The sequence below is a fragment of the Tautonia rosea genome, assembly GCF_012958305.1.
Classification (GTDB): domain Bacteria; phylum Planctomycetota; class Planctomycetia; order Isosphaerales; family Isosphaeraceae; genus Tautonia; species Tautonia rosea.
In genome coordinates, this window is the sequence record NZ_JABBYO010000014.1 from 72411 (window position 1) to 98291 (window position 25881).

23 protein-coding genes and 1 tRNA gene are annotated in these 25881 nt (G+C 61.1%); 11 read left to right on the forward strand and 13 right to left on the reverse strand.

Annotated features, from left to right (window positions below; translation table 11 throughout):
* Positions 1–72 precede the first annotated feature (72 nt).
* Both HG800_RS21260 and HG800_RS21265 read left to right on the forward strand, forming a co-directional pair.
* A complete protein-coding gene (locus HG800_RS21260; protein WP_169979256.1) occupies positions 73–2499 on the forward strand; it encodes an ABC transporter substrate-binding protein in 2427 nt (808 codons plus the stop codon).
* On the forward strand, positions 2496–4148 hold the full coding sequence (locus tag HG800_RS21265; protein ID WP_169979258.1) for a hypothetical protein: 1653 nt from the start codon (positions 2496–2498) through the stop codon (positions 4146–4148). The genes HG800_RS21260 and HG800_RS21265 overlap by 4 nt, the downstream gene beginning before the upstream one ends.
* A gap of 38 nt (positions 4149–4186) precedes the next feature.
* On the opposite strand, the gene HG800_RS21270 is transcribed toward HG800_RS21265, so the two are convergent.
* Entirely contained in the window at positions 4187–4780 is a 594-nt protein-coding gene (locus HG800_RS21270) for a GbsR/MarR family transcriptional regulator (RefSeq protein ID WP_315852075.1), read from the reverse strand.
* A gap of 285 nt (positions 4781–5065) precedes the next feature.
* Between HG800_RS21270 and HG800_RS21275 the strand changes: the two genes are divergently transcribed.
* Positions 5066–7642: a DUF1549 and DUF1553 domain-containing protein gene (locus HG800_RS21275; protein ID WP_169979262.1), complete on the forward strand. Its 2577-nt coding sequence runs from the start codon at positions 5066–5068 to the stop codon at positions 7640–7642.
* Between the two features lie 65 nt (positions 7643–7707).
* Positions 7708–9063 carry a DUF1501 domain-containing protein gene (locus HG800_RS21280; protein ID WP_169979264.1) on the forward strand — a complete coding sequence of 452 codons (1356 nt, stop codon included), beginning with the start codon at positions 7708–7710 and terminating at the stop codon, positions 9061–9063.
* A gap of 39 nt (positions 9064–9102) precedes the next feature.
* Here the strand turns inward: HG800_RS21280 and HG800_RS21285 are convergent, their stop codons facing one another.
* Together HG800_RS21285 and HG800_RS21290 are read right to left on the reverse strand one after the other, a co-directional pair.
* Positions 9103–9510: a DUF4112 domain-containing protein gene (locus HG800_RS21285; protein ID WP_169979266.1), complete on the reverse strand. Its 408-nt coding sequence runs from the start codon at positions 9508–9510 to the stop codon at positions 9103–9105.
* A 74-nt stretch (positions 9511–9584) separates the two neighbouring features.
* Positions 9585–9866, reverse strand: coding sequence for a GlsB/YeaQ/YmgE family stress response membrane protein (locus HG800_RS21290; RefSeq protein ID WP_169979268.1), 282 nt, complete (start codon positions 9864–9866; stop codon positions 9585–9587).
* Between the two features lie 225 nt (positions 9867–10091).
* On the opposite strand from HG800_RS21290, the gene HG800_RS21295 reads away from it, so the two are divergent.
* Complete coding sequence (locus HG800_RS21295; RefSeq protein ID WP_169979270.1) at positions 10092–12101, forward strand: YjhG/YagF family D-xylonate dehydratase; 2010 nt, start codon at positions 10092–10094, stop codon at positions 12099–12101.
* 13 nt (positions 12102–12114) lie between these two features.
* Here HG800_RS21295 and HG800_RS21300 read toward each other — a convergent pair whose 3' ends face one another.
* The 5 genes from HG800_RS21300 to ilvD all read right to left on the reverse strand — a co-directional run bounded on the left by HG800_RS21300 (position 12115) and on the right by ilvD (position 16047).
* Entirely contained in the window at positions 12115–12759 is a 645-nt protein-coding gene (locus HG800_RS21300; protein WP_169979272.1) for a hypothetical protein, read from the reverse strand.
* Between the two features lie 19 nt (positions 12760–12778).
* Positions 12779–13147, reverse strand: coding sequence for a Sec-independent protein translocase subunit TatA/TatB (locus tag HG800_RS21305; protein WP_169979274.1), 369 nt, complete (start codon positions 13145–13147; stop codon positions 12779–12781).
* A 107-nt stretch (positions 13148–13254) separates the two neighbouring features.
* Positions 13255–13488 (reverse strand): Sec-independent protein translocase subunit TatA/TatB, encoded by a 234-nt coding sequence (locus tag HG800_RS21310; RefSeq protein WP_235963861.1) that lies wholly within the window; start codon positions 13486–13488, stop codon positions 13255–13257.
* A gap of 105 nt (positions 13489–13593) precedes the next feature.
* Positions 13594–13935 carry a hypothetical protein gene (locus tag HG800_RS21315; protein WP_169979277.1) on the reverse strand — a complete coding sequence of 114 codons (342 nt, stop codon included), beginning with the start codon at positions 13933–13935 and terminating at the stop codon, positions 13594–13596.
* Positions 13936–14343: 408 nt separating this feature from the next.
* Entirely contained in the window at positions 14344–16047 is a 1704-nt protein-coding gene (gene ilvD / locus HG800_RS21320; protein ID WP_169979279.1) for a dihydroxy-acid dehydratase, read from the reverse strand.
* Between the two features lie 171 nt (positions 16048–16218).
* On the opposite strand from ilvD, the gene HG800_RS21325 reads away from it, so the two are divergent.
* Positions 16219–17355 carry a D-TA family PLP-dependent enzyme gene (locus HG800_RS21325; RefSeq protein ID WP_206352381.1) on the forward strand — a complete coding sequence of 379 codons (1137 nt, stop codon included), beginning with the start codon at positions 16219–16221 and terminating at the stop codon, positions 17353–17355.
* Between the two features lie 36 nt (positions 17356–17391).
* Here the strand turns inward: HG800_RS21325 and HG800_RS21330 are convergent, their stop codons facing one another.
* The 4 genes from HG800_RS21330 to HG800_RS21345 form a co-directional block, all read right to left on the reverse strand.
* Positions 17392–17922 carry a hypothetical protein gene (locus tag HG800_RS21330; RefSeq protein WP_315852076.1) on the reverse strand — a complete coding sequence of 177 codons (531 nt, stop codon included), beginning with the start codon at positions 17920–17922 and terminating at the stop codon, positions 17392–17394.
* 3 nt (positions 17923–17925) lie between these two features.
* Entirely contained in the window at positions 17926–18777 is an 852-nt protein-coding gene (locus HG800_RS21335) for a sugar phosphate isomerase/epimerase family protein (protein WP_169979281.1), read from the reverse strand.
* A gap of 113 nt (positions 18778–18890) precedes the next feature.
* Positions 18891–20465, reverse strand: coding sequence for a glycine--tRNA ligase (locus HG800_RS21340; protein ID WP_169979283.1), 1575 nt, complete (start codon positions 20463–20465; stop codon positions 18891–18893).
* Between the two features lie 148 nt (positions 20466–20613).
* The gene (locus tag HG800_RS21345) at positions 20614–21387 is read right to left on the reverse strand and encodes a 2-phosphosulfolactate phosphatase (RefSeq protein ID WP_169979285.1); all 774 of its coding nucleotides are present in this window, start codon (positions 21385–21387) and stop codon (positions 20614–20616) included.
* Positions 21388–21535: 148 nt separating this feature from the next.
* Here HG800_RS21345 and HG800_RS21350 point away from each other — a divergent pair, with 148 nt between their 5' ends.
* Both HG800_RS21350 and HG800_RS21355 read left to right on the forward strand, forming a co-directional pair.
* Positions 21536–21967, forward strand: a complete 432-nt coding sequence (locus tag HG800_RS21350; RefSeq protein ID WP_169979287.1) for a hypothetical protein — start codon at positions 21536–21538, stop codon at positions 21965–21967.
* A gap of 66 nt (positions 21968–22033) precedes the next feature.
* Complete coding sequence (locus tag HG800_RS21355; RefSeq protein WP_169979289.1) at positions 22034–22807, forward strand: hypothetical protein; 774 nt, start codon at positions 22034–22036, stop codon at positions 22805–22807.
* Between the two features lie 64 nt (positions 22808–22871).
* Here HG800_RS21355 and HG800_RS21360 read toward each other — a convergent pair whose 3' ends face one another.
* Positions 22872–23741, reverse strand: coding sequence for a hypothetical protein (locus HG800_RS21360; RefSeq protein ID WP_169979291.1), 870 nt, complete (start codon positions 23739–23741; stop codon positions 22872–22874).
* Positions 23742–24059: 318 nt separating this feature from the next.
* On the opposite strand from HG800_RS21360, the gene HG800_RS21365 reads away from it, so the two are divergent.
* From HG800_RS21365 to HG800_RS21375, 3 genes are all read left to right on the forward strand, one after another.
* A tRNA-Sec gene (locus HG800_RS21365) sits at positions 24060–24156 on the forward strand.
* A gap of 96 nt (positions 24157–24252) precedes the next feature.
* A complete protein-coding gene (locus HG800_RS21370) occupies positions 24253–24762 on the forward strand; it encodes an MgtC/SapB family protein (RefSeq protein WP_169979293.1) in 510 nt (169 codons plus the stop codon).
* Between the two features lie 106 nt (positions 24763–24868).
* Positions 24869–25867: an aldo/keto reductase gene (locus tag HG800_RS21375; protein WP_169979295.1), complete on the forward strand. Its 999-nt coding sequence runs from the start codon at positions 24869–24871 to the stop codon at positions 25865–25867.
* Positions 25868–25881 lie beyond the last annotated feature (14 nt).

Here is a 25881-nt window from a genome sequence, read left to right on the forward strand (position 1 = left end):
GATAGGATAATTCCAGGAGGGCATTCGCCTCACATCATGTCGTACTGCGTCTCCTCGATGGATCAGACCCTCATGCGAAGCCTTCGGCGTGCCCCTCGGACCATTCCTCTCCTGGTCACGTTTGGCGGTGTCGTCCTGGCAGGTTTGAGTGTCGAATCATGGGCGAAACAACTCCCAGATGTTTCGATCCCGGCCAATCGCGACCTCCTGCGCGACCCGCCTTTCGACCGCCTCACCTTGATCGACGGCACTATCCTCTTTGTGGATCCCGTCAGTCCTCGACCGCTCCCCGACAAGGAAGAACTCCGCGCAGCCGAATCAAAGGAGTCTCCTCGATTCGAACGCGTTGGGGGGCTCCTTGTCAGCAAGGCTCCCGAACTCAATCGCGACCCGAGTGACAACGCCATCGTTATCCGAACCCAGGAAGACGATCCAAAAGACTATTTTGTTAAGATTACATCGATTCAATCGGCCGATTATTTCGACGACATTCTCCTGGCCGAGGCTCTTCGTCGCGCCCAGTCCAACGACTTCGACCGCGCATTTGAGTTGGTTCTTGCGGTCCGTTCTCGTGATCCAAACTGGCGGGGGCTACAAGAAACGGCCGATCGAATCATCTTTCTCGAAGGGCAGCATGCCCTTGATCGTGGCCGGGTGGACGATGGACTTCGGTTGCTCGGACAGCTTTATGAACGAGCACCAGAGACCCCAAACCTCAAGCCTCTTCTCGCCAAAGGCTATGCCGGCCGAATCGAATTGGCCATCGAGCAGGGAGCGTATGCCCTGGGCCGTCGTGTCCTCAACGAGCTTCGCATCCTGACCCCGGACGCCCCCGAGGTCGCTCGGATGGAGCAACGATTCATCTCCCGGGCGCAACGGCTGGCCGAAGAAGCGGAACGCCTCTCCGGAGCCGACCGCGTGGAACGACTTGCCGATGCGCTCCGCGTCTGGCCGAGTGAGGAGGAGATCGCAGATCGATACCGGGAATCCTTCCAACTCTCTCCGGTTCTCGACGTCGCTGTGATCGATATACCCCGACGTCCGGGGCCGTTCCTGGAATGTCCGGCCGATGCTCGCATCATGAGCTTGCTGTACCGTCCCATCCTTTCGGAATCGTCCGATCAGGCCACCCGAGGGGAGCTCCCCAACCAGCTTGCGGCTGACTTGAGTGTCGGAGATATCGGCCGGCGACTGGAACTGCGGATCAAGGAAGGCATTTCCTGGAACGATGGCTCTCGGGTCATCAACGCGATCGACGTGGCTCGAACCCTCACCGATCGCGCATTGCCCAGCACAATTGGCTACGATGCTCGGTGGGCTGATCTGCTCTCTCGTGTCAGGCCCATCGACGAAAAGACAATCGAAATCATCCTCAACCGCGCGCCGCTCGATCCGGCTGCCTGGCTTCTTCTGCCTGTCGGACCTGCTCATGCGGGACGAGACGGCCTTGTCTGGACCCCTTCCGGACCCAGACCCATCGGCAGCGGCTCCTTCACGCTCGGCCCCTTGACCCGAACCACCTCACGGATCGATCGTGCCGATCGACTGGAAGAAGGAACCCCGCCGCTTGCTCGAATCAATGAACGGCGACTGGATTCCCCGATCGACCCGGTGGCCGCATTGCGACGAGGGGATGTCACGTTGCTTGAATCGGTACCACTCGATCGTATCAACGAGTTGGAAACCGATCCCGAAATTCAGATCGGTCGCTATCGGGCACCCCGGATGCACTGGATCGCACTCGATGGCCGAAATGTCTTGCTCCGCAACCGTTCCCTCCGTCGTGGACTAAGTTTCGCGATCAATCGAGTCGAACTCCTTCAGGAACGGGTTCTCCGGGCTCCACTCAATGAGACTTCGATCCCAAGTGACGGGCCCTTTCCTGTCGGTTCGCCCGCTGACGATCCGGAGGTTCCCCCGCTGACTCACGACCCGATATTGTCCAGGATGCTTGTCCGAGCTGCAAAACAGGAGATGGGTGTTGACGCGATTGAATTGACATTTGCATACCCAGCAATTCCTACAGCTCGCGCGGTCGCATCAAAGCTGGTCGATGCCTTTGCAGATGCTGGGGTGTCGCTCACCGCCGTTGAGCGCCCACAGTCGGATCTGGAAAGTGAGTTACGCCAGGGCGCTCGCTTTGACCTGGCGTATCGCGTTGCCCCGATCAACGACCCGATTCTTGAAATCGGGCCGGTCCTCTGCCCTGGGTATGCGGCCCCTCCTCAAGCAGACGGCCTGGGAGCACTCGCGAGCACTCGAATTTTGCAACTATTACTCCAGCTCGAACAGGTCCAAGACCTGCCCTCTGCTCGAGAGCAACTCTTGACCATCGACCGCGAAACGCGCGACGAATTGCCGATTTTGCCCCTCTGGCAGCTGGAAGAACGGTTCGCCTGGCGAACCCGACTGACAGGCCCATCGCATGAAGTCGACGAGCTTTATGAGGGAATCGAGTCGTGGACGATCGAACCTTGGTTCTCCCGAGACAAACCATGAGTCGGATCTTTGCCTGGCACCGGATCGCTTGCTTCTCCCTGATCCTCCCTGGCCTCTTGTTGTCGCTTGCATCTGGCCAGGTCCGGGCACAGGATGCATCCTCCTCGATTGACACCGCGACATCCCCTGAGATCGAGCTTCTTCCCTACTCCATCCGCGTCTGGTTCTCGATTGATCCGGCCGCGCGATTGGGCCAGGCCTCTGCCCAAGCAATTCTTGATCAGTGGCTTAACCTCGCTCATCGTTTTGTCGGGGCTCCCTGGCAAATTGAGATTCAGCCTGACGAAGGCCCATTGCTCGGTCGATCTCCCCAGCAACTCGATCCTGCGATAATTGCTCCTCTCGTCGAAGGAGCCGAGAAAGGCTGGTTCCTTCGGATCGATTCTGAACCGACGGGGGGGGGATTCCGTCTCTCTGGTCGAGAGTTCGACGCCACAACTCGTCAGCTTGGCCCGCTCTACCGTCAGCCTGCTCCCTACCCAAGGGATGCCGCCCGATCCGTGTTCGAATTGACCCGACGCATCTTCGCGCCCATCGCCGAAATCGTTCGATCCGATCCGGGAGCCGAGCTCCGTGTTCAGGGCGCAGCCCTTCCGACCTCCGATCAATTGGGGCGTGTTGTGGAATCCGGGCTGGTCTTCCGGCCCTATTGGATCTTCCTCGGGCCGAATTCCACGATCCGAGAGATCCGATCCATCCCCTTCACGTACCTCTCTGTTGACGAGGTCGAAGCTTCGCTCGCTCAATGCGAGATTGTCAGCGGCCTCCGACAACCGTTGCCCAAGCAGGTTGCAGGACGATATCGACTGGTTGCGCTTGGAATAAACCCTGCTGATGTTCCAACCCGTTTTCGCTTCGTCTCCGGAGAAGGAGATCAGAAGCGTCCTGCCGCCGGTTATGTACTTACGGCTCGAGGGCTACGCGATCGCGTCGCTGCCGAGGTTGGCACCACTGATCGTGAAGGTCGTATCACCTTGCCACCGAAATTCTCCGACAAGCTCGTGATGCTCCGACTCCTCGACGCAGGAATCGAGCCCCTCCGTGAGTTTCCGGTCCTTCCAGGTGAATCCTCCGAGGAACGTGAAATCCCTGTTGAGCCCCGCCCCGAGGCGGTGGCCCTCGAATTTCGCCTGAAAGCACTCCAGGATGAAATCGTCGATCTGATCGCTCAGCGCGGAGTACTCGAGGCTCGGCTTGAGGCAAGGGCGTCAGGGCAAGCCTGGGATGAGGTCAAGCGACTGCTCGACGAATACGACCAGCTTACTCCTCGTCGGGAGTTCGAAGAGCGCCTTGCCCGACTCTCCGAGAATGCCCAATTGTCTCAGGCGGAACTCGGAGTCCCAATTCTAACCCGGACCGCCCAGGCCGAACTCGCCGAGACTCGATCGCTGATCGAACGCTATCTCGATGACGAAGCGTATCGTGCCTATCTCGACGCGTACCAACGCTCCCAGGACCTGGACGGGTCATCCACCGTCAGTTCCGGGAGTCCGCTGGTCCGCTCGACCGAGTCTCACCCGGCACCTGCTCCCAATACTCCAGCATCCCAAACGCCGGACGCGCGTGCATCCCAGCCACCTGCGCAACCGAAACCTGAGAATCCACAGCCCAAACCTGCTTCAGGTTCCGGTGGACTCGTCCCATTCTAAGGCCGGTCATCTCCTTCTCCGATCTCTCGCCCGAACCATCACTTCGCTTGAGTCGATGATCCAACCGGAACCGCATCACGCTCCGATCCTGAGCTCGCGGACGGCCGACCGGGCCCAAAGAGGCGGGACAGCGTTGCTCCCCCTTTGAACAAGGCTTGTAAGGCAGAACTCGGCAAGCGGTCGATGTGACTGTAAAACATCGTCACCATCCGCGTAAATTCGAGCATCTTCTCCAGTTGTTCCCGAGTGTAAGCTTCGTCGGGTCCTGCAGCCTTTGCTTCCGAGACGCAATGATCCAGCAACGCGATCGTCGGATCCATCTCCCGACGCTTCCGCTCCGCCATGATCACCCGGAACGTTTCGAAGACATCCTTCAACGCCTCAAACCGATCACAACGACACCCAATCACATGCACTCGCCGCACCACTCCCCACGTAATCAACTCCCTGAGACTCGTCGAGACGTTTGATCGGCTAACCCCAAGCAACGTGCTAATCGCCGCCGCGTCCAGAGCTTCGGGCGAAATGAACAAGAGGGCATGCACCTGGGCCATGGTGCGGTTGATCCCCCACGCCTGGCCCATTTCTCCCCAGTGCAACACAAACTTCAACGCCGCAGGTGTCAGTTCCACGAGAGGTTCATCCATTTCGGTCTGGACTGAAATATCTGTTTGATCATACCCTGTCGGTCACGCTCGTCAACTGCCCTCGCCGCGCATCGCTCAAATTGCTAAAGCCGTGCTCAAGCGCATTGTGACCTCCGGAGACTTCCTCTGTCCTCTGACGCTTGTCAGATTTTTCTTTTCCTGATTCGCCGAGAAGATTAGGATTGATCAAGCGAATCACCGAGCGATCGTGCGCTTCCGACTTACCCGCCAATCAAGCCGAGACGTCGATTGAGATTGGAGACCTGACGAATGCATCCTTGCGTGTTTCGCCATTGCTGGCTGATGCTCGTCGCGGCGGTCCTCGTTCCCGGTTGTGGAGGGAATCAGCCGCCGGAGGTTTCCGATCGCAAATCGCAATCCGACCCATCGTTGGTCTCAACTCCGCTGGAGCCGATGACCGAAAAGGCCCCGGCCCCAGCTGATGCTTTGCCTGTTCCGACCCTGGTCATCGAGCCCTCGTCGGTCATCCTTCCCCCCGACGCGCCCGGGCTCCAATTTCTGGTCTCTCAGATTCATCCTGACGGAACTCGCCGCGATCTGATTCAGGATGCGATTTCGTGGGAATCATCGACCGAAGATGGAGTCCAATTCGAGGGTCCAGGTTACGTCCTTCCTCAGCGATCGGGGACTGAGACCGTGACCGCCGTGTTTCCCGATGGCACGTCCGTCTCGGCCGAGGTCGTCATCGAGCGCTCCGCCGAGCGATCCTGGGATTTTGCCACTGACATCATTCCGGTGTTCACGCGATTCGGCTGCAATGCGGGCAGTTGTCACGGAAAGGCTGATGGACAGAACGGTTTCCATCTATCCCTGTTCGGCTACGATCCCGACTCCGACTACGTGGCGTTGACTCGCGATGCCGCGGGCCGTCGCCTCTCCCTGACAAACCCAGAAACGAGCCTTCTGCTTCTCAAGGGGCTCGGACGGATTCCTCATGGAGGAGGACCAGCGCTTCCTGCGAATTCTGAGGCCGCGAGAATTCTCCACGGGTGGATCGAAGCGGGTGCTCCGAGACACCGAGGCGAGGGGCACGGCAAACTCGCCTCGGTCGAGGTCTTCCCCAAAGACCTTCGCCTGCCCGAACCCGGCACTCATCAGGTTCGAGTCGTTGCCACGTTCGACGACGGCCTAGAGCGCGACGTGACCCGACTTTCCCGCTTCGAGGTTCGGGACGATGCCACTGCCTCGGTCGATGACAAAGGCCGAGTCACGTTGCTCCGACGTGCTGAGACGGATCTGATCGTCCGTTATCGGACTTCTGTCATCTCCAGCCGCATTGGCTCGCGGATGAATCCTGATCTTGAGATCGACTTCGACGCGCTCCCTCGTCGGAATTTGATCGACGAACACCTGTTTGCTCGGCTCGAATCACTCAACGTCCCTCCCAGTCCTCCCGCGGACGATGCAACCTTTTTACGTCGCGTCTCGCTCGATTTGACCGGCCAGCAGCCCCGTCCCGACCAGATCCGTACCTTCCTCGAAGACACCGATCCCGACCGACGGATCAAACTTGTCGATCGTCTCATGAACGATCCCTTGTTTGTCGACTTCTGGCACTTGAAGCTCGGCGATCTTCTTCAAATCAGCCAGGCTCGCTTCGGTAATGGTGTCTATCGCTATAACGACTGGGTCAAGGAGCAGCTTGCCTCCAACACCCCCTGGGATGATTTTGTCCACACGTTGCTCACCGCTCTGGGGAATCCGAACGACCTGAACGGAGGCCCGGTCAATTACGCCCTTGAGGGCCAGGACGCCCGCGACCAGGCGGAGTTAACCGCCCAGCGTTTCCTCGGACTCCGCTTCCGCTGTGCCCAATGCCACGACCACCCGTTCGATCGCTGGACCCAGGATGATTACTACGGACTGGCCGCATTCTTCGCCAAAGTCGGTCGAGGAGGCCCGGGCGTCGACGGCATGATGGCGACCGAGGACGTCCGGGTAAACCCTGAGGGACGAATACTGCATCTCCGCACCGGAGAACCGGCGGAGCCCACCCTTCCAGGAGGTGCAGCGGTCTCACTTGCTGTCGACATCGACCCTCGAACCGTCCTTGCCGACTGGATCACCGCGCCCGACAATCCCTACTTCGCTCGAACAGCAGCGAACTGGGCCTGGGCTCAATTCTTCAGTCGTGGCCTTGCCGAGCCGAGCGATGATCTCAGCGATTCCAACCCACCCGTTCACCCCGAACTGCTCGACGCTCTGGCTGAAGACTTTGTCTTTCACGGATTCGACCTTCGCCATCTGATCCGCACCATCGCCACGTCGGAAGCCTACGGCTTGTCCTCCCGTCCCATTCCGGGCAACGAGGGAGATACTCGATTATTTTCCCATCAGACCCCGCGTCCCTTGACTGCTCACCAGATGGCCGACGCACTCGCTCAGGCCACCGACACCGAACTCCTCTTTAATCTGGGCCGAGCCAGTCAGGGAACACTACGCTCCAGTAAAGCAGTCCAGATCAGCGATCCCGCGATTCCCAGCGTTCTCCTCGACACCTTTGGCCGATGCCCTCGCGTGGCCGGTTGCTCGACCGTCGCGACCCCGACTCTCAGCCTTCGCCAGGCCCTCTTACTCGTCGGAGGGAACGCGATCGACGACCGAATCAGTCGCTTCGACGGCTACCTTTCCGGCCTCCTTGAACTCGAACCGAGTCACGCTGAGATCGTGGAAAACCTCTACCTCCGGACCCTTTGTCGCAAGCCATCGGTTGAGGAAACCGAATACTGGGCCTCCTTGCTTGACGAGTCCGACTCAGTCCGAGACGCTTCCGAAGATCTGTTCTGGGCTTTGCTCAACTCCCGAGAGTTTGCGTTCAATCACTGATCCGGGCGAATCCACTTCCGTCTTGATTTCGTCGGCCAACTTCAATCAGATCAAGGGACCTTGTCATGCGATCGACTCCCCCGTCCCGCTCCTGCCCCGGACCATCCCGTCGAGCAGTACTCCGGGCTGGAGTGCTCGGCGCATTCGGTCTGGCCCTCGACGACGTCTTTCGCCTCCGTTCCCTTGCCGCTCGTCAGAACTTCTACGAAACAGAAGCGACCCTCGCCGGTACTCCTCGGGCGAAGTCCTGCATCCTGATCTGGCTCTCCGGCGGCCCCAGTCACATCGATACCTTCGACCCCAAGCCCAACGCTCCAAGCGAATTCCGAGGCGAATTCGATCCGATCGAAACGTCCGTTCCCGGTGTTTGGATCAGCGAGATCTTCCCCGAGCTTGCCCAGGTCCTCGACCGCTCAACCCTCATCCGAAGCGTCACCTCTCCCGAGGCCGAGCACGACCGAGCCTCGCACCATCTCTTAACCGGCTACCGACCAAGCCCGGCCCTGGTCTATCCGAGCATCGGCAGCGTCGTTGCCAAGGTCCGAGGGTTCAACGCCAGTACCCTCCCACCACACACCGCCATTCCTTCAGCCCCGCTCTTTGCCTCAAGCGGCTATCTCACCCCTGCCTATGATCCCTTTGCCGTCGGTGGCGATCCGAATCAGGACGGCTTCCGCGTCCGCGACCTCACTCCTCCCGACCGTCTCACGCTCGATCGCCTCCGACGCCGTCGGTCCATGGTTGCGACCCTCGATCAATTTGCGGCCGATGCCGTCATCGATACTCCGCTAACAACGAGCCGAGACGCCTTTTCCGATCAGGCATTCGACCTTCTCACCTCAAGTGCCGCGCAAAAGGCCTTTCAGATCGACACCGAACCTTCCAAGCTCCGCGACCGCTACGGTCGGACTCAGCTCGGCCAGTCACTCCTCCTGGCCCGGCGACTGGTGGAAGCCGGAGTTTCCTTCGTCACGGTCAACGATCAAGGCGCGGGTCCTGTGGGATGGGATACCCACCTGAACAATTTCCCGATGCTTCGCGACACCCTTGCCCCGCCCATCGATCGCGGCGTGTCGACCCTCATCGCCGACCTGCACGAGCGTGGCCTGCTCGACGAAACGCTCGTCATCATGATGGGTGAGTTCGGCCGCACCCCGAAGATCAACGATGCCGCCGGTCGCGACCACCACGGCCGAGCCAATAGCATCCTTCTCTCGGGAGGAGGCATGCCATCTTGCCTTGTTCTCGGGGCAACTGATGATCGGGGTGATCAACCGATCGATCGTCCGATCACTCCGAGTGACCTGGCCGCGACCCTCTTTACCGCGCTTGGCATTAATCCGGAGCACCGTTTCCAGACTCCGGACGGCCAGCCCATCCGCCTTGTTGACAACGGTCACGCGATCCAGGAACTGTTTTGATCTCTCGCCCCACCCGACTTCGGCGCGACCGACGAATCATTAAGTTGATTCGGTCGCGCCTCGCTTTTTCGCGGCGGCATCGCGCAACAATCGCACATTGCGCATGTTGACCTTGAATGCCACGTCAAACAGATCACCAACGATGGGAACCGCTCCTACCGTCGTGTCCAGGACCGAGTTCAGGACCATGCGAACGATAATGCGCTTCGGAAGCTTGTAGTAGTAAATGGCCATCAAGATCAATGCCGCCTGTACGGCTCCCCCCGCCAGGTCGCCGACTCCTGGGATCAGACCCGCGAGTTGGTCGGCACCGAACCGGATTTTGGTCCCCGGAATTCGAAAATTCGCATCCATGAACCAGGCGAGCCGGTCCAGAAACAGCTCTTCGGACGTTGCCTCGGGAGCAATCCGTTCTGCCTCAACTCGGGTCGGTTTTGTGGTTGCCATCTCGGCCTCATGATGAAGAAACAACGCCTCGAAACCGACCCGAGGAAGGTCACGTGAACGTACCAGCCGAGAGGTTAACCCCGGACCTTGCTCGATCGAGCATCATTGGCAAACACGCCGAACGCCAGCAAGAGAATGGCAAAAATCAGGGCTGAGAAGAATCCCCCGGGACTGAACGAGTCTCCTCCTCCTCGCAACACATACCAGAATCCACCGCCCAGTAACGACCCGGCAACCCCCAGGAGGACGGTCGTCGGTAAACCCATCTCATCCTTTCCCGGATGAAGGAGACGAGCCAGCAAACCGACCACAAGCCCAAACACGATCCAGCCGATGACTGCTCCAATAGTTTCCATGACTCACCTCGATTGAACGACCTCGTAATCAACATCCGCTGAAGCGTCGTTGCCCCGATCCAGATGTACTGCGAAGAGGGACTGTGACAAACGATTCCCGAGCATCTCGTATGCCAATCGGATGCGATCGTCGAACAGGACCGCTAAGATGGTCGAACTCGTCATGAAGGAATGCAAACCATACGGTCGTTGACTCGCTGTTCTCCGTCTGAGGCTGAAAAGACCATGGACCGGAATCGCTTATTCGACTTCTCCGAGATCGTCGAAGCCCCCGCTGAGTGTCTCGAAGTCCAGACCCGTGCTGAGGGGCCTGAAGGCGCTCTTCCCTTAACAGACGAGATGCTCCGCTCCTGGCCCTCGGGTGATCTGTTCGGACTCTCACAAAACACGGGAATGGGATGGGAGCCTTCGACCTCCGCAAACGACCCGTTCCTCATTCTCAGCACTCAGGGTGGCCTTCGAGACGATCATGGCCGGCCGATTGCCCTCGGCTACCATACCGGACACTGGGAAATCGGCCTGCTCGTGCGAGCCGCTGCAGAGGAGCTACGCAGGATCGGCGCCTTACCGTTTGCCGGAGCCGTGACCGACCCTTGCGACGGTCGGACCCAGGGCACAACCGGCATGATGGATAGCCTCCCCTATCGCAACGATGCCGCCATCGTCATGCGGCGGCTCATCCGATCCCTCCCCCGCCGCAGGGGAGTCATCGGGGTCGCAACCTGTGACAAGGGGGCTCCCGCCATGCTGATGGCATTGGCCGGCTCGAAGCAGCTTCCTTGCGTCTTCGTTCCTGGTGGCGTGACCCTACCGCCTTCCCGAGGAGAAGACGCCGGCAAGATCCAAACGATCGGCGTACGCTATGTTCATGGTGAGCTGACCCTGGCCGAGGCCGCCGACCTCGGCTGCCGAGCCTGTGCCACTCCCGGCGGCGGCTGCCAGTTCCTCGGCACGGCCGCCACCACGCAGGTAGTCGCCGAGGCGCTGGGGATGACCGTCCCGCACGCGGCCCTTGCCCCCTCCGGACAACCGATCTGGGAGGACATGGCCCGCCGATCCGCCCGCGCCGTCGCCTCCATGGCCAACCGGGGCATTCCTCTCTCCAGCATCCTCACCGATACTGCCGTCCGCAACGCGATGGTCGTCCATGCCGCCTTCGGAGGTTCGACGAACCTCTTGCTGCACATCCCGGCCATTGCCTTCTCGGCCGGATTACAACGTCCGACCGTCGACGATTGGCAAGCGGTCAACCGCCGGGTGCCTCGGCTCGTTAACGTCCTGCCGAACGGGCCGGACGACCACCCGACCGTCCGCGTCTTCCTCGCCGGAGGAGTTCCCGAGGTCATGCTCCACCTCCGCGACCTGGGATTGATCGACGACTCCGTCCCGACTGTTTCCGGGGGATCGCTGGGTCAGGTGCTTGACTGGTGGCAGGCTTCCGAACGACGGGTCCGTCTTCGCGACACCTTGCACCGGCTCGACGGGGTCGATCCGGACGATGTCATCATGAATCCCGGTCGTGCCCGAGAACGCGGCCTGACCAGCACAGTGACCTTCCCGATCGGCAACCTCGCGCCGCTCGGGTCGGTGGTCAAGAGCACTGCCATCGACCCCAGCGTGGTCGACGACGATGGCGTCTACCGCAAGGTTGGTCCGGCTCGCGTCTTCACCCGAGAGCGTGACGCCATCGCCGCGATCAAAGGGCAGGGGGGGCAAACTGCCATCGCTCCCGGAGACGTCATTGTCCTCATGGGACGCGGCCCGATGGGAGCCGGCATGGAAGAAACCTACCAAATCACCTCCGCCTTGAAACATCTCCCCTTCGGCAAGCATGTGGCCGTGATCACCGATGCCCGCTTCTCCGGCGTCTCGACCGGAGCCTGCCTTGGCCACGTCGGACCCGAGGCCTTGGCCGGCGGTCCGATCGGGCGGGTCCGCGACGGTGACCTGATCCGGATCGAGGTCGATCGCGTTCGCCTGGTCGGTCGGGTTGATCTGGTCGGCATCGGATCGGACGAATTCGGACCCGAACGCGGCGAGGAGATTCTCCTGGAACGTTCGCCCCACCCCGACCTCTCTCCCGATCCCGATCTCCCCGACGATACCCACCTCTGGGCCGCGCTCCAGTCACTCAGCGGCGGGACCTGGGGAGGTTGCGTCTACGATGCCGAGGCCATTCTCGCCGCCATCGGCACGCGAGGGGTCGGCGATCACCTCAACGCTCCAACCCGATGACCTCGCTCCCGGATCAGTCCGGGACCCTCAGCGGTATTGCAAGCCTGGATGAACGCCCTCGCGTTCGACAGAAACCCGGCCTCGTCCGCATCCGATTCGAAGGCCCGGATCGGCACGATCGGACCTGGCTGGTGAACCGACCGGTCGTTGGATCAAACATCAAGAAATCAAATCGAATCCGGTATCGGTTATGGGAAACGTTGGGAATGCTCGACCATGATCGACGCAATTCGGCGAGACCTTCATCCCGGATCACAAGTTCAGAGGGGGTCAGAACCACCGTCGTCTCGAAGGGCGTCTCCTGCGATCCTCGTCCTCGCTTCCGGACACTGATCCAGACGATGGCACCAACCAGGGCGAGCATCGGAAGCGCCGAGACCAAAAGCACCCGGAGAGAATCCCTGGTAACACCATGTTCCCGAAGAAACGGAACCACGGCCAGACCCATGCCGATCAGGGCCAGCATGAGAACGAAACCGGTCATCATGAGCGGAGAAAGCCCGCCCTTACCGGCCCGTTTCATCACGTCATGGGTGACCTGAAACGTCACCGAGAAAATCCCCCGCTCCGAGCCGACACTCGTTCCCAAGTCGAGGGTCAGTTCCTGGCGAGGAGACGGTGACTCGTAGGGATTTCGGGACCCGAAGGGGCCGATCATCAGAACGACCCCCGAACCATCAGTCGTGGTAAGGTTGCGGATCGTAGGCCGAAGCCGTCTGGCCCCGAGGGGCAGGGGAGGGGGCGGCGGTCGGCGGCTCGAACTTGGGAACCGTCGGATCGGGGGTGAGATCATTGGTGACGGCCGGAGCAGCACTGGAGGTCGAGCTGCTGTACGATCGCATGGGTGTCGGTGAGGTCGAACTTGCCTGGCGGCCGATCGACCTCAGTTCGTTCTCAACACCACTGAATCCTCGGCGGAACTCAGCGATTCCCTTGCCCAGCGACTTCCCCACTTCCGGCAACCGCTTGCCGAACAGCAAGACGCCGAGGATCGCGATTACGACCATCTCCTGCGGGCCAACCCCGGGGAGAAAGGCATAGAGCATCGGAAGCACTCCACACAAAGATGTCAATGCGGGCTCGCCTTTGGGAGGAACACGAGGGACAATCGAGACGCGAATCACGCGATCGTCCCGTCGATCTGTCCCGTCAATCAGACGTCCTTGGTCGCAGCCTCGGGCTTCTTCGCGTCAGCGGTTGCGCCTTCTTCGATCTCTTCTTCAATGCTGTTCATCCCCTTCTTGAACTCGGTCACACTCTTGCCCAGCGATCGCATCACGCCGGGCAGGCGATTGCCGAAAATCAGGAGCGAGACCATGGCGATCGCCGCCATTTCCCAGGGGCCAAACATGTGAAGAACGGCGACGATGAACAGGTCCTGGAACATCGGGGAAGCCTCCGGAGTGGGTCAGGTCGAGAGACAGCGACGAGCGAAGCAAGTCGGGATGTAAGCCGTTGGGAAACCGAGAAGAGATTGACGCAGATCAAGGGATCAAGGCGGAGGCAAAGTTGCCCCGGCATCTGTTTCCATCGTGATCATGGCCCGAGTCGCCATCCACGCGGCAATTCCAAGAAGGAACAGCACGAACAGGATGAGCCGGACCTTCCCGTCGAGCCATCGACGAGATGGTAGATTGTTCGGGGGTTCGGTCGTTGGCGACGCTGCTTCCCGACGCGAGTGCGGTTCGCGTCTCGGCATCGATGACGGCAAGAGCGACAGGGCCGTCTGCCACGATCGAGGAAGCACCAGTCGGACAATCGGATTGCGAAGAACCGAGGTGCGCCCGACGACGAGCAAAATGATGGCGATCGTCAACACAAGCTTCCAGAACACGCCGACACCTCGCCGGAACTGTCCGGAGAGATCGCAGCACCGGAGCGCGATCGCACTCGGCGATCACTCCAGATCGTTCCACGATCGCCGGGACCAGGGCCCGCCGAGGGGATCGCGACGCACGATCGCCAGTCACATGCGTTTGATGTACGGTCGTCCAGAGCACGGGCAGGTATGACGAACCTCGATGCGGAGGGCCCGACAGTTCGGCGCCGACCGAGGCCAGTGCGTCTCGACAGGGACGACGCGAGGCGGGTTCGAGCTAACTCTATCCTAACGGGGCCATTCAGCGTGTCAAACAGATTCTTGCCGAACTTCTCGTCTCGACCGCTCCTTCCAGAGCACCCCGGGACCACCCGTTCGGGATGGCCCCAGGGCTTACAAAATCACCCTTTCCTTGCAAGATGGTCAGATTTTCGGGTCGGGCTGGGGCACCGGCACACGGGTGACGGCCCCCTCGGATGCCGAGGAGACAAGGGCGGCATACTTGGCCATGACACCGGTCTCGTACTTCGGTTTCGGGGCAGTCCAGGACGACAGTCTATCCTTCAGCTCGTCATCAGAGAGGGACACGTCCAGCCGTCGGTTGGCAATATCGAAAGTGATCACGTCGCCGTCTCGAACCGCGGCGATCGGTCCGCCTCGGGCCGCTTCCGGGGCCACGTGACCGGCCATCAGTCCTCGAGTCGCGCCACTGAAACGGCCATCGGTCATCAGGGCAACAGTTTCTCCCAGCCCCGCACCCACAATCGCCGCAGTGACGCCGAGCATCTCCCGCATCCCTGGACCGCCCGCCGGACCTTCGTAGCGGATCACCACCACGTCGTTCGGCTGAATCCGATCCGAGAGCACTGCGGCCATCGCCTCTTCTTCAGAGTCAAACACCCGCGCGGGTCCTTGATGATAAATCCGCTCCGCGCCGGCAACCTTGATCACACATCCCTCGGGAGCAAGGTTCCCCTTCAAAATCACCAGTCCGCCGGTCGGCTTCAGGGGGTGATCCAGGGATCGAACCACTTCTTGCCCCGGCTCTTCGACCGCCACGGCCGACTCCTCGGCGATCGTCCGACCGCTCGGAGTCCGCTGCGAGCCATCGAGCTTCCCGGCTTCGATCAGTCGCTTAGCCACCAGGGGAACGCCCCCAGCGCGGTCGAGGTCGGCGGCAACGAACCGCCCACCTGGCTTCAGGTCGGCCAGCGTCGGAGTTCGGGTGCTGACGGTATCGAAATCCTCGATCGTCAAGGGAACGCCGACTTCCCGGGCGATCGCAAGCAGGTGGAGCACGGCGTTGGTCGATCCCCCCGTTGCAGCCACACCGGCAATCGCGTTTTCGAAGGCTAAACGGGTCAGCAGCTCTTTCGGCTTTAACCCCTTCGACAGTTGTTCCACGACGAGCTTGCCGGCCTTGTACGCAACTTCCTTTTTCCTCGGGTCGGTGGCCGGAGGACTCGCGGTCCCGATCGGAGAAATTCCGAGGAACTCGAAGGCTAGCGCCATTGTATTCGCGGTGAACTGACCGCCGCAGGCGCCGGCACCGGGGCAGGCTACGCCTTCGAGTTCATGCAGCTCCTCGTCGGTCATCCGGCCTCGTGAGTGAGCACCGATCGCCTCGAAGACATCCTGAACGGTTACGTCCTTGCCGTGATAATGCCCCGGGGCGATCGAGCCACCGTAAAGGACCAGGCCCGGCACGTCGAGCCGCAGCAGACCCATGGCGCTACCGGGCATCGTCTTGTCGCAGGCTGCCAGACAGATGACGGCATCGAAGTAGTGCCCTCGGCCCATCAGCTCGATCGAGTCGGCGATTACCTCTCGGCTGACGAGGCTGGTCTTCATCCCCTCGGTGCCCATGGTGATCCCGTCGCTGATGGCAACGGTGTTGAACTCCATCGGCGTGGCCCCGGCTTCGCGGATGCCTCGCTTCACGTCCTCCGCGAGGGTGCGGAGGTGGTAGTTGCAGTTCATCGTCTCGGTCCAGGTATTGGCGATCCCGATGATCGGCTTGCGTAGGTCGTCATCGGTAAAGCCAATCGCCTTGAGGTAGGACCGAGCGGCTGCTCGACTCGGACCATCGAGTAGGATTCGGCTGCGGTGGCGGGTATCGAATGCCATGAGGGGCGATGCCTCGCGTTGCTTGGAGGTGGGGAGAATGCGGTGGGTTGTGCCCGATCGCGGAAAAGCTGATATTGTCTCGAATCCGAGACCTGATTGCCAGCCGCACGAGCCAGACCGACGCCTCGACAGGCAATCCGTTTCCACTCTCTGTCTCAAGGTCAACTGACCATGCCCATGCTCTCTCCCCAGGAGGCCGCCGAGCGCTACCGCATCGACGACCTCGCCCAGATTCCGAGTCCTTCGCTCGTCATCTTCGTAGACCTCGTCCGCGAGAACCTCCGCAAGATGGTCGAGATGGTCGGCGACCCCGCCCGACTTCGTCCTCACGTCAAGACGCACAAGATGCCGGCCATCGTTCGGATGGCCCTGGAGGAGGGCATCACCAAACACAAGTGCGCGACGATTGCCGAAGCCGAGATGCTCGCCCAGGCCGGCGCTCCCGACGTCCTTCTCGCCTACCAGGCGGTCGGGCCGAATGTCGATCGGATAGTGCGACTCTTGACGACCTATCCCAAGACCACCTTCCGCGCTGTCGTCGACGAGCTCGAACCCGCTCGGGCCCTCTCCGACGCCGTCTCCCGGGTCGGCCGATCGATCCCCACCCTCATCGACCTGAACGTTGGCATGAACCGGACCGGGATCATCCCCGGTCCCGAGGCCGACGCCCTCTACGCCGAGATCGCCCGACTTCCCGGTCTGGAACCTGACGGACTGCACGCCTACGACGGCCACTCCTCCGATCCCGACCTCAACCAGCGCCGATCACTCGTGATGCGCATCGTCGAGCAGGTCACGGCCATGCGAGACCGGCTCGAAGCTCAGGGGCTTCCTGTCCCTCGGATCGTTATGGGAGGCACACCGCCGTTCCCGATCTACGCAGGACTGGACTTACCAAACCTCGAATGCTCTCCGGGAACGGTGGTCCTGCACGATGTCGGCTACGGCGCGAAATTCACGGACCTTCCCTTTACTCCGGCGGCCCTGCTCCTCGGCCGCGTGGCGAGCCGACCGAAGCCGGGCTTACTCTGCCTCGACATTGGGACCAAGGCCGTCGCCTCCGACCCGATGGGCGACCGCGTTGCAGTGCTCGGGATTCCCGACGCCAAGCTGGGTCGCCAGAATGAGGAGCACCTCATGGTCGAAACGCCTGCTGCCGCGGACTTTCCCCCTGGCACTCCCGTTCTCGCCATCCCCGTCCATATCTGCCCAACCTGCGCCCTTCATCGCGAGGCCCTTGCCATTCAGGGCGGAACGATCGTCGATCGCTGGCCAGTGATCGCGAGGGACCGAACCCTCACGATCTGAGCCTCAGCTCGTCGGCCGACGTCAGTCCGTTCCCAATTAGGACAGGTCGCGTACCGCCTGATCGAGTGTCCTCGCCAACTCATCGGGCCTCTGGGTCCCGATGAGGAGGGTCGAGCCGTCGTGCAGGGTTATTCGAACACCCTGATCTCCCCTTGCCGTGAAGACGCGGTCGCCATTTCGACTCCGAAGGAATCCCCAGCCGCCACAATCTGCCAGAGGGCGGTATCGAACTGGTTCAACGCCCCGAATCTCGGTCAAGGGCACGACGTGCCGGTAGGTTGGCACCAGGCCAAACCAGATGCGAAGCTCTGTCGGCGACACTTCCGTGGTCATCCGAAGCAGTCCGACGACGAGCATCGGTGGCACACTGAGTCCCACGGCAATGGCCAGAGGAAACCCCCGGTGCATGCGAAGGTCGTCAATCAGGCTATTCGGGTCATAGGACCACAGTACCGCGCCAAGCGCAAGCCCTGCCATGCCGAGAAGGACCGCGTAGATCCAGCCGTGGAACCACTGCTCCTCCCGGTAGATCGCCACCGGGGATCGGTTCACCATCACGATCGACACGGCTTAGCCCTCCGCCTCCGGTGCCTCGGATTCGGGTAGCGTCAACCAGTCTCCCAGCGTTCGTTCCATCGCCTGCAGTGCGATACCCACCACCCGATCGGCGGGCATCTCCCAGAATAAGGGGTTCAGCACTTCAAGTGAAACCGGCCCCTGATAACCGATTCGGCCGAAATGTTCGAGAATCGGTCCCAGGGGAAGATCACCGTCTCCCGGAAAGATGCGATCCGAGTCACTCGCCAGTTCTCGGGGGACGCCACTCAGGTCGCTCAGTTGCACAAGGGCAAGGTTCTCGGCCGTCAAATATCCGAGATCCTCAAACTTGCTCGGTCCTGTGTAGTAATGGAACGCATCGAAGCAAACCCCGACGTTCGGCGCACCGCTTTGGGCAATCAGGGCAAGCGTCGTATCAAGGCTCGCACAGAAGCGGGCGGTCTTTTGGAATTCGAGGGCTAGCCGCACCCCTTTGGTCGCCGCGAGTTCGGCCGCTTCGGTGATCGATGCGGCTGACCGAGCCAGATCGTCCGGACCTGGCACGGAAACGAAGTCAGGTACCACCACCAGGGTCGGCACCCCCAGATCGGCCAGCAGGTCGAGCCGACGCCGAAAATGGTCCCAGTGAGTGGCCCGTTCCGCTCCTTGAGAGAGCATCAACCCACCTTGAAACGAGGCTGCCACAGGACGAAGTCCCTCCCCTTCGAGCATCGATCGTGCCTCGGAAATCGAGTGGGTCCGGAGGAACTCCTCCAGCTTCGTCATCCAGAGCTCGACGGCTTGCCAGCCAACCCGACTGTACGCGGGAAGGTCTGCCTCAAACGGCGTGCCGAGCGTCGTGGCCTGGTTGATGCACGGCTCCATGCGAAATCCTGTCTCGTCGCTGAAGGTGAGGGTAGGGGCGGTGGGTCGTGTCTTCCGATCGGCCAAGAATCCCAATGCGTGCGATGTCGGTCTGGCCGCTCGTCCCAGGAAAATCAGGATCCGATCGCTTGGATGTCGGTTGTACCGTCGAGCAGATCCTCTACCAGTCGAGATATCCCCTCCGAGGCAATGCGCTTCTGCACCAAAGAATCGCGGTCTCGGATCGTCACGGTGCCATCGGTCAGTGTCTGGCCATCCACGGTGATGCAGTACGGTGTTCCCGCCTCGTCCTGGCGGCGATAACGGCGGCCAATCGCACCCTTCTCATCATAGAAGACATTGTGTCGTCGTTTCAGATCGCGGTAGATCGCCTCCGCCTTCTCCGGCATCCCGTCCTTCTTGACGAGTGGGAAAAGTGCCGCCTTGATCGGCGCAAACCTTGGGTGGAATTTCAAGACGGTGCGTGATTCTCCGCCCACCTCGTCCTCGGTATACGCCTCGCAGAGGAACGCCAGCGTCCCTCGATCCGCACCGGCCGACGGCTCGATCACGTGCGGCAGGAAGCGTTGCTTGGATTCTTCGTCGAAGTACGTCAGGTCTTTTCCGCTGAACTGCTGGTGCTGCTTCAGGTCGTAATCACTCCGATGGGCGATCCCTTCCAGCTCGCTGACGCCAAACGGGAACTCGTACTCGATGTCGGCCGTTGCCTTCGAGTAAAAGGCCAGCTCGTCCGGGTCGTGATCCCGGAGCCGGAGCCGATCGCTCCGCAAACCGTGCTTCACATACCAGTTGAAGCGTTCGTTCCTCCAGTAAGCATACCACTGTTCCGACTCCTCGGGACGGCAGAAGAACTCAATCTCCATCTGCTCGAACTCCCGGGACCGGAACGTGAAGTTCCTCGGCGTGATTTCATTCCGGAAGCTCTTGCCGATCTGGGCGATCCCAAACGGCAGCTTCACCCGACTCGTGTCCACCACGTTCTTGAAGTTGGCGAAGATCCCTTGCGCCGTCTCGGGACGCAAATAGGCAATGCTCGACGCATCTTCCAGGGCCCCGACGCTCGTCTTGAACATCAGGTTGAACTGCCGAGGGGCGGTCAGCGTGCCCGGCTCGTCGGCCGCGGGTCCCAGGACACGGTCGCGCTGCTCGGGAGCGAGGTGAAGATAGAGGACCGTTGTCGCTGCGGGCGGCTCTCCCAGATTCGCCGGTTTCGTCTTCAAGAGCTTCGCCGCCTTCGGCCGCACCGCGTCCCAGGCGTCGAGCGGCGACGCGCCCACTCCCGAAACACAGACCTCGACCCAATCCGGGAACATCCGGCCGGTTGCCCCTTCGTAGGCATGTTGGGCCGAGTGCGGGTCGGGCATCTCGCGGGCCAAACCGAAGACGTAAAGCTGGTCGGCCCGATAGCGTTCCTTCGATTGTCGGCAATCAACCATCGGGTCCACGAACCCGCCGACGTGTCCGGACGCCTCCCAGACCTTCGGGTTCATGATGATCGAGCAGTCGAGCCCGACCATGTCATCCCGTCCCGAAACGCAGTCGCGCCACCAGGCGTCCTTGATGTTCCGCTTCAGTTCGACACCCAGCGGGCCGTAATCCCAGAAGCCGTTGATTCCCCCGTAAATCTCGCTCGACGGGAAGATAAACCCGCGACGCTTACAAAGGGAAACGATCTTCTCCATGTCCATCAGGTCGCGTCTCCTGGGGCAGACCTTGGCATGGGCCGCCCCGCTCTCGAAGGGGGTCATTCGGATTCAAGGCTAACGGGATCGACTCGTTGATCGAGAGGACGGGAACGCCCGCCTCATCCGGTCGTTTGTGAATCGAGTCACGATTCTAACCGATGCCGCCCTCTCTGGTCGCCCCCGCCCTCACAATTCGAAGCGGATCGCGCCGCAATTCCGGAACGATGCCGATCGTATCCACCGCACCGGCCTCGACGATGTCCCGTCCCAGCCCGAGTTCCGACACCCGCAGCCCTCCTCGGCCGGTGCGAAGCACCTCGTCGAGATTCTCGTTGCCAAAGGTCACGCTCAGCCAGGCTCGGGCCGAAATCCTGGCGGAGTCGTTTCCCAACGACAATCCCTCGACCCGATCCAGATGACTGGCGATGGCTCCAGCCAGCAGCGTATCTTCAAAACTGACCAAGCCATCCGTCCCCGAACAGACGATGTGGACCGTTCGAGACTCATTGCGCAGCTCCTCCCGGATCGCCCTCAGGTTGGCAAACGCTCCGATCAAGACCCGATCGGCCTCCAGGCTCGCCAGAATCGCCCTCGTCCCGTTGGTCGTGGTCATCACGACCGTCTTCCCCCGGCAGACGTCTGGAGTGAAATCTCCCGGAGAGTTGCCGAAGTCGAACCCCTCGATCGCCACCCCTTGACGCTCTCCCGCCAGCACGGCCGAACCGCTGGGCAAGGCCCGAGCCACGTCTCTCGCCTCCTCGATCTCCAGGCAAGGGATGATCGCGTCACATCCCGACGCCAGAGCCCGGACCATCACCGAGGTCGCTCGCAAGACATCGACCACCACTGCCACCCCCCCCGCCAGCGCCCCTTCGAGAATCAAGGTCGGCACCAGATGCACCTGGACCGTTGCGTTCGCACTCATCGGTTGCGTTCCTTCCTTCTTGCCGGCATCGCATTTCTAGGCTTGACGGCCCTTGCTCCCGATTCGTTTCCCCTTCCCGAAACGGCCTGATCGTCGTATGGTTCCGAGCGATCATCTCCCTTCCGAACAAGACGATCTGGAGGAAGCCATGGACGTCCTGCGGGAAAATGGGTTGATCACGGCCGCCAGCGTAACATTGGCCTGCGTACTTGCCGGCCTCTGTTTCGCCCAAGGCAGGCAGCAGAAAAGCTCCGGCGGTCTTCAAGTCGTCAAAGACATCATTCGTGCCGAATGTGCCGTGGAGCCAACCGACCCACCGAGCTTGAGCGTCACCGTGACTGCTATTGACCCGAGAGCCCTCCCCCAGCATCCCCGAATCATCCCGGGTAAGTATGAGTCTCCTCCAGACGACGGTATTCAGGATTTCTTTGTCGTGGCTGTCCCTGCGGAGGGCGGACAGCCGACAGAAACCGAGTTCACGGTGAAAGACACATGGAATCGGTTCCGCGACGAAGCTCCCTGGCTTCGGGGCATCCGGATCCATGGTGCGGAAGGCGCGATAACCTTGCTGGTACAGTAAAGTGACGAATTGTTCATCTGATTCGTCCTCTTCTCCATGACTTTTCCCCGACGCGCAGGTGCACGGATGCCCGAGCCCAAGGGACGATCGCTGCCGCTTTCCGGCCCCCGCCGGTTCATCCTGGACATGATGCACTATGCGTCAAAGGTCCCCTCGGTGCCGGTCGGCCGGACAATGAATCTCGGCCCCCTGGCCGACGCCCGGCGCGCCCACCCGCTACGGCCGTCGTGGGCGGTCCTCTTTCTCAAGGGGTTTGGGATCGTCTGCGACGCTCACCCACCTTTGCGACGGGCATTGCTCAGCGTCCCGCATCTCAGGTTGTACGAACACCCGTTTTCAATCGCCTCGCTGGCCATGGAACGGGAGCACGACGGAGAACCCGTCATCGTCGTTGGTCTGTTTCGAGCCCCCGAACGGCAACCGATCGCCGAGCTTCAAAAAGCGCTCGACGAGTACCGAACCTGGCCGATCGAAAAGGTTGGCTTTTTCCGCCAGATGCTCCGAATCAGTAGCTATCCCGCCCCGATCCGACGCTTCCTCTGGTGGTCGACGCTCCACGTCTCAGGACCGAAGCGCGCAAAGCGGCTCGGCACCTTCGGTCTTTCCAGCTACGGAAGCCTCGGGGCCGAGTCGTATCACCCGATCAGCCCCTTGACTACGACCTTGACCTATGGCCCGATTGACGCGAGCGGCCGAGTCACCGTCAAGCTGATCTACGACCACCGCATACTCGACGGCGCCCAGATCGCCCGACGCCTGGCCGATCTGGAAGCCGCCTTGCTCGGCCCCGTCCGAGACGAGTTGCTTGCCGATCAAGCTCCCCAACGCGAAGCGGCCTGATCGCCCCGTTCCAGAGGAAAAGGACGATCAGGCGGGTCAAATCAGGACTGGTCGAACACCAGCATCAAACCTCCTGACCCGGAATCCGAACCTGGAGCTGACTCATCAACCGCTTCAGTTGATCCTCTTTCGAGTTGATGAACAGCACGTGATCGAGAGTCACCACCCGATCATTCGTCGAGAAGTTCAGGACGAGACGCCCAGCCCCGAGCCCAAGCAGGAATTCCAGGATGTCCGGAATCTCCTTCGAGAACTTCAACTGAATCGTCGGATAGCGGTCGAGATCGCTCAACGGGCCGTGGTGATGCAACACCTCGTTCGGGCGAATTTCCCAGTAGTCGAGGTATCGCGTCGCCCAGATGATCGCGTACATCACCGCCTGAATGAACGCGATCGCAAAGAAGAAGCCCGCGTTGGCCGCGAAGTAAAGATGCCTGGAGAGCGCCGTCAAAGGAGACAGGAAGTCGACCCCCTGCGACGCCAGGTAGAGCAGCAAGAAGGTCAATGTCAGAGCGAACAGGATCACCGCAATCAGCGTGAACCTGGGGAAATCGAGCGACATGACCATCATGTTCACGGCGAACACAATCAGAAACACCGCTCCGAAAATGTTCTGCCAGCTCGAAAAACGTCGAGCTCCCGGAGGGGGCACCTCGATCTCCGCCACCTGTTCCGCTTCGACCTGACCCTCGGCCACCTGGGCCCCTTCTCCCTGACCTTCTTCGGCGGCCTGAACCACTTCCACCGCCTCGGGCGTGACCGGAGGTTCGGGAGTCGTCTCAAGATCACCGACAATGAGCATGCCTGTCCCACAAATCAGTGCAAACACCATCGTGGGCCAAAGGAAAATGACCTTTGGATATGAGAAGATCTTGACAGATTCGATCTGCTGAGATGGCTGCCTCTGATCTTTTGCGGTCGGGTCCGAGGCCATCGCGTGCAACTCCTGATCGGAAAACAATAAAGGGACATTGCGGCATTCTGCTGAGGTTGTCAGCGAGCCTCCAGCGAATTTCGCTGGGAGCATCGTAACGGCGGTCAGGCTTCACCGGAAGCCCCCGCCGCTCTCACTCCGAGACAGCCAGAATCGGCCGTAAAGGTCATTCGTCGCCCATCGCCAACCATTCAGCAAGCTCTCCCTCCTCATTCCGAACAACTTGACCCGCACTGGCCTTTACCATGCGCTCGAAACGAGACCAGCCACCCCTCGCGGCATCCTCGGCAATTCGTTACGATCAAACTCCTTCCTTCGGGGAGCGGACGCACGGCTGGTGCCGGCCCTGGTCTTCAAAACCAGTTGGGCGGCCTGGAGACAGGTCGTCGGTGGGTTCGATTCCCATACGCTCCCGTGGTATTGTGCGTTTGCGATTTCAGTCGCTGTTGCGCTCGACCCGCGGGCCTTGCGTTGCCGACGTACGCGAGCCATTCCTCTCTCGGGGTCGAGCATGATCGACGCCTTCTGGCAACTGCTCGTTGATGCCATTGGTCCCGATCTTGCAGAGTTCGGCGAGGTTTCCCGCCTGATCCAAACGATGTTTCGCCTCGGCATCGCCGCCCTGCTCGGAGGCGTGCTCGGTCTGGAACGAACCCTCCGGTCTCGATCGGCGGGGATGAGAACGTTCATGCTGGTCGCAGTCGGCTCTGCCGCCTTCGTTCTCATCGCCGAGTTGATCGGTATCTCAGGAGGTGACCTGAGTCGGGTCGTCCAGGGGCTCTTGACCGGGGTCGGATTTCTGGGTGCGGGGGTCATCTTCCGATCGAGCGATCGGTCCCATGCCCATGGCCTGACGACCGCAGCCGGCATTTGGCTGACCGCGTCGCTCGGCATGGCGGTCGGCTTCGGTCGCCCGGCCTCCGCATTGCTCATCACCCTGCTGGCCCTTCTCATCCTGTCACCATTTGGAAGACGCCTTGAGCTTGCAATCAAGGCCCGCACCCGTCGTCAGCAGAAATGACCTGACCAGTGCTTCATCGAACGTTCGGGCACCCTCCGAAGTGTTGTTTCCCGAAACTGTGTAAACGGTTCAGTGACTCCTCGAACTTCATTGGAGAAGACCCTCGATGCACCATCGTACTCTTGGCAAGAGTGGGCTAGGTGTTTCGGCCATCGGCCTGGGATGCTGGGGAATGTCTGGTTCGTATGGGCCTGCCGATGAGGCTGAGTCCGAAGCCACGTTACGCCTCGCCCTCGACCGCGGCATCACCCTCATCGATACCGCTGACTCCTACGGCGAGAACGGACACAACGAGTCACTCGTCGGTCGGGTCCTCGCCAGCCGTCGCTCCGAATTCGTCCTCGCCACCAAGACCGGATGGGTCAAGCGTCCCGGACCCGACGGCACCGAGACGGTCGGCGTCGATGGTCGCCCCGATCGCATCCGATCCGCCTGCGACGCGAGCCTGGCCCGACTCAACACCGACGTGATCGACCTCTACTACCTTCACCGGATCGATCCCGATGTCCCCGTCGAGGAGTCCGTCGGGGCGATGGCTGAACTGGTCGCACAGGGGAAGGTCCGTGCCCTCGGGCTGTCCGAGGTCTCCGAAGCCACGCTCCGGCGCGCTCATGCCGTCCATCCGATCGCCGCTTTGCAATCGGAATACTCGCTCTGGACCCGTGAGCCTGAAGCTGACGTGATGCCGGCCTGTCGAGAGCTCGGCATCGCATTCGTCCCATTCAGTCCCCTCGGTCGAGGATTCCTCACCGGAGCCCTGACCAGTCGAAACGCCATCTCCGAAGGCGACTGGCGAGCCGGCAATCCTCGATTCACCGACGAGAATCTTGCCCGCAACCTCGCCTTACTCCGACCTTTGGAGGAGATCGGCCAGGCGCACGCTGTCCAGCCCGCGCAGATCGCGCTGGCCTGGGTCCTCGCTCAGGGAGATCAGGTCGTCCCGATCCCCGGCATGAAGCGACGCACCCACCTTGAAGCCAATATTCAGGCTGTTGAGGTGGTCCTGACCCCCGGCGAACTCGAACGCCTTAACGCGTCCTTTCCCCCTGGCATCGCCGCAGGAAATCGCTACACCCCCGAAGTCGCCTACTGGGCTGGGCGATAACGCACCAAGACCCC

Bases quoted from the DNA above. Each gene is read 5' to 3' on its own strand.
- HG800_RS21260 (WP_169979256.1), top strand. From the start codon at position 73: ATGCGAAGCCTTCGGCGTGCCCCTCGGACCATTCCTCTCCTGGTCACG.
- HG800_RS21265 (WP_169979258.1), top strand. From the start codon at position 2,496: ATGAGTCGGATCTTTGCCTGGCACCGGATCGCTTGCTTCTCCCTGATC.
- HG800_RS21275 (WP_169979262.1), top strand. From the start codon at position 5,066: ATGCATCCTTGCGTGTTTCGCCATTGCTGGCTGATGCTCGTCGCGGCG.
- HG800_RS21280 (WP_169979264.1), top strand. From the start codon at position 7,708: ATGCGATCGACTCCCCCGTCCCGCTCCTGCCCCGGACCATCCCGTCGA.
- HG800_RS21285 (WP_169979266.1), bottom strand. From the start codon at position 9,510: ATGGCAACCACAAAACCGACCCGAGTTGAGGCAGAACGGATTGCTCCC.
- HG800_RS21290 (WP_169979268.1), bottom strand. From the start codon at position 9,866: ATGGAAACTATTGGAGCAGTCATCGGCTGGATCGTGTTTGGGCTTGTG.
- HG800_RS21295 (WP_169979270.1), top strand. From the start codon at position 10,092: ATGGACCGGAATCGCTTATTCGACTTCTCCGAGATCGTCGAAGCCCCC.
- HG800_RS21300 (WP_169979272.1), bottom strand. From the start codon at position 12,759: ATGATCGGCCCCTTCGGGTCCCGAAATCCCTACGAGTCACCGTCTCCT.
- HG800_RS21305 (WP_169979274.1), bottom strand. From the start codon at position 13,147: ATGCTCTATGCCTTTCTCCCCGGGGTTGGCCCGCAGGAGATGGTCGTA.
- HG800_RS21310 (WP_235963861.1), bottom strand. From the start codon at position 13,488: ATGTTCCAGGACCTGTTCATCGTCGCCGTTCTTCACATGTTTGGCCCC.
- ilvD (WP_169979279.1), bottom strand. From the start codon at position 16,047: ATGGCATTCGATACCCGCCACCGCAGCCGAATCCTACTCGATGGTCCG.
- HG800_RS21325 (WP_206352381.1), top strand. From the start codon at position 16,219: ATGCCCATGCTCTCTCCCCAGGAGGCCGCCGAGCGCTACCGCATCGAC.
- HG800_RS21335 (WP_169979281.1), bottom strand. From the start codon at position 18,777: ATGGAGCCGTGCATCAACCAGGCCACGACGCTCGGCACGCCGTTTGAG.
- HG800_RS21340 (WP_169979283.1), bottom strand. From the start codon at position 20,465: ATGGACATGGAGAAGATCGTTTCCCTTTGTAAGCGTCGCGGGTTTATC.
- HG800_RS21345 (WP_169979285.1), bottom strand. From the start codon at position 21,387: ATGAGTGCGAACGCAACGGTCCAGGTGCATCTGGTGCCGACCTTGATT.
- HG800_RS21350 (WP_169979287.1), top strand. From the start codon at position 21,536: ATGGACGTCCTGCGGGAAAATGGGTTGATCACGGCCGCCAGCGTAACA.
- HG800_RS21355 (WP_169979289.1), top strand. From the start codon at position 22,034: ATGCCCGAGCCCAAGGGACGATCGCTGCCGCTTTCCGGCCCCCGCCGG.
- HG800_RS21360 (WP_169979291.1), bottom strand. From the start codon at position 23,741: ATGGCCTCGGACCCGACCGCAAAAGATCAGAGGCAGCCATCTCAGCAG.
- HG800_RS21370 (WP_169979293.1), top strand. From the start codon at position 24,253: ATGATCGACGCCTTCTGGCAACTGCTCGTTGATGCCATTGGTCCCGAT.
- HG800_RS21375 (WP_169979295.1), top strand. From the start codon at position 24,869: ATGCACCATCGTACTCTTGGCAAGAGTGGGCTAGGTGTTTCGGCCATC.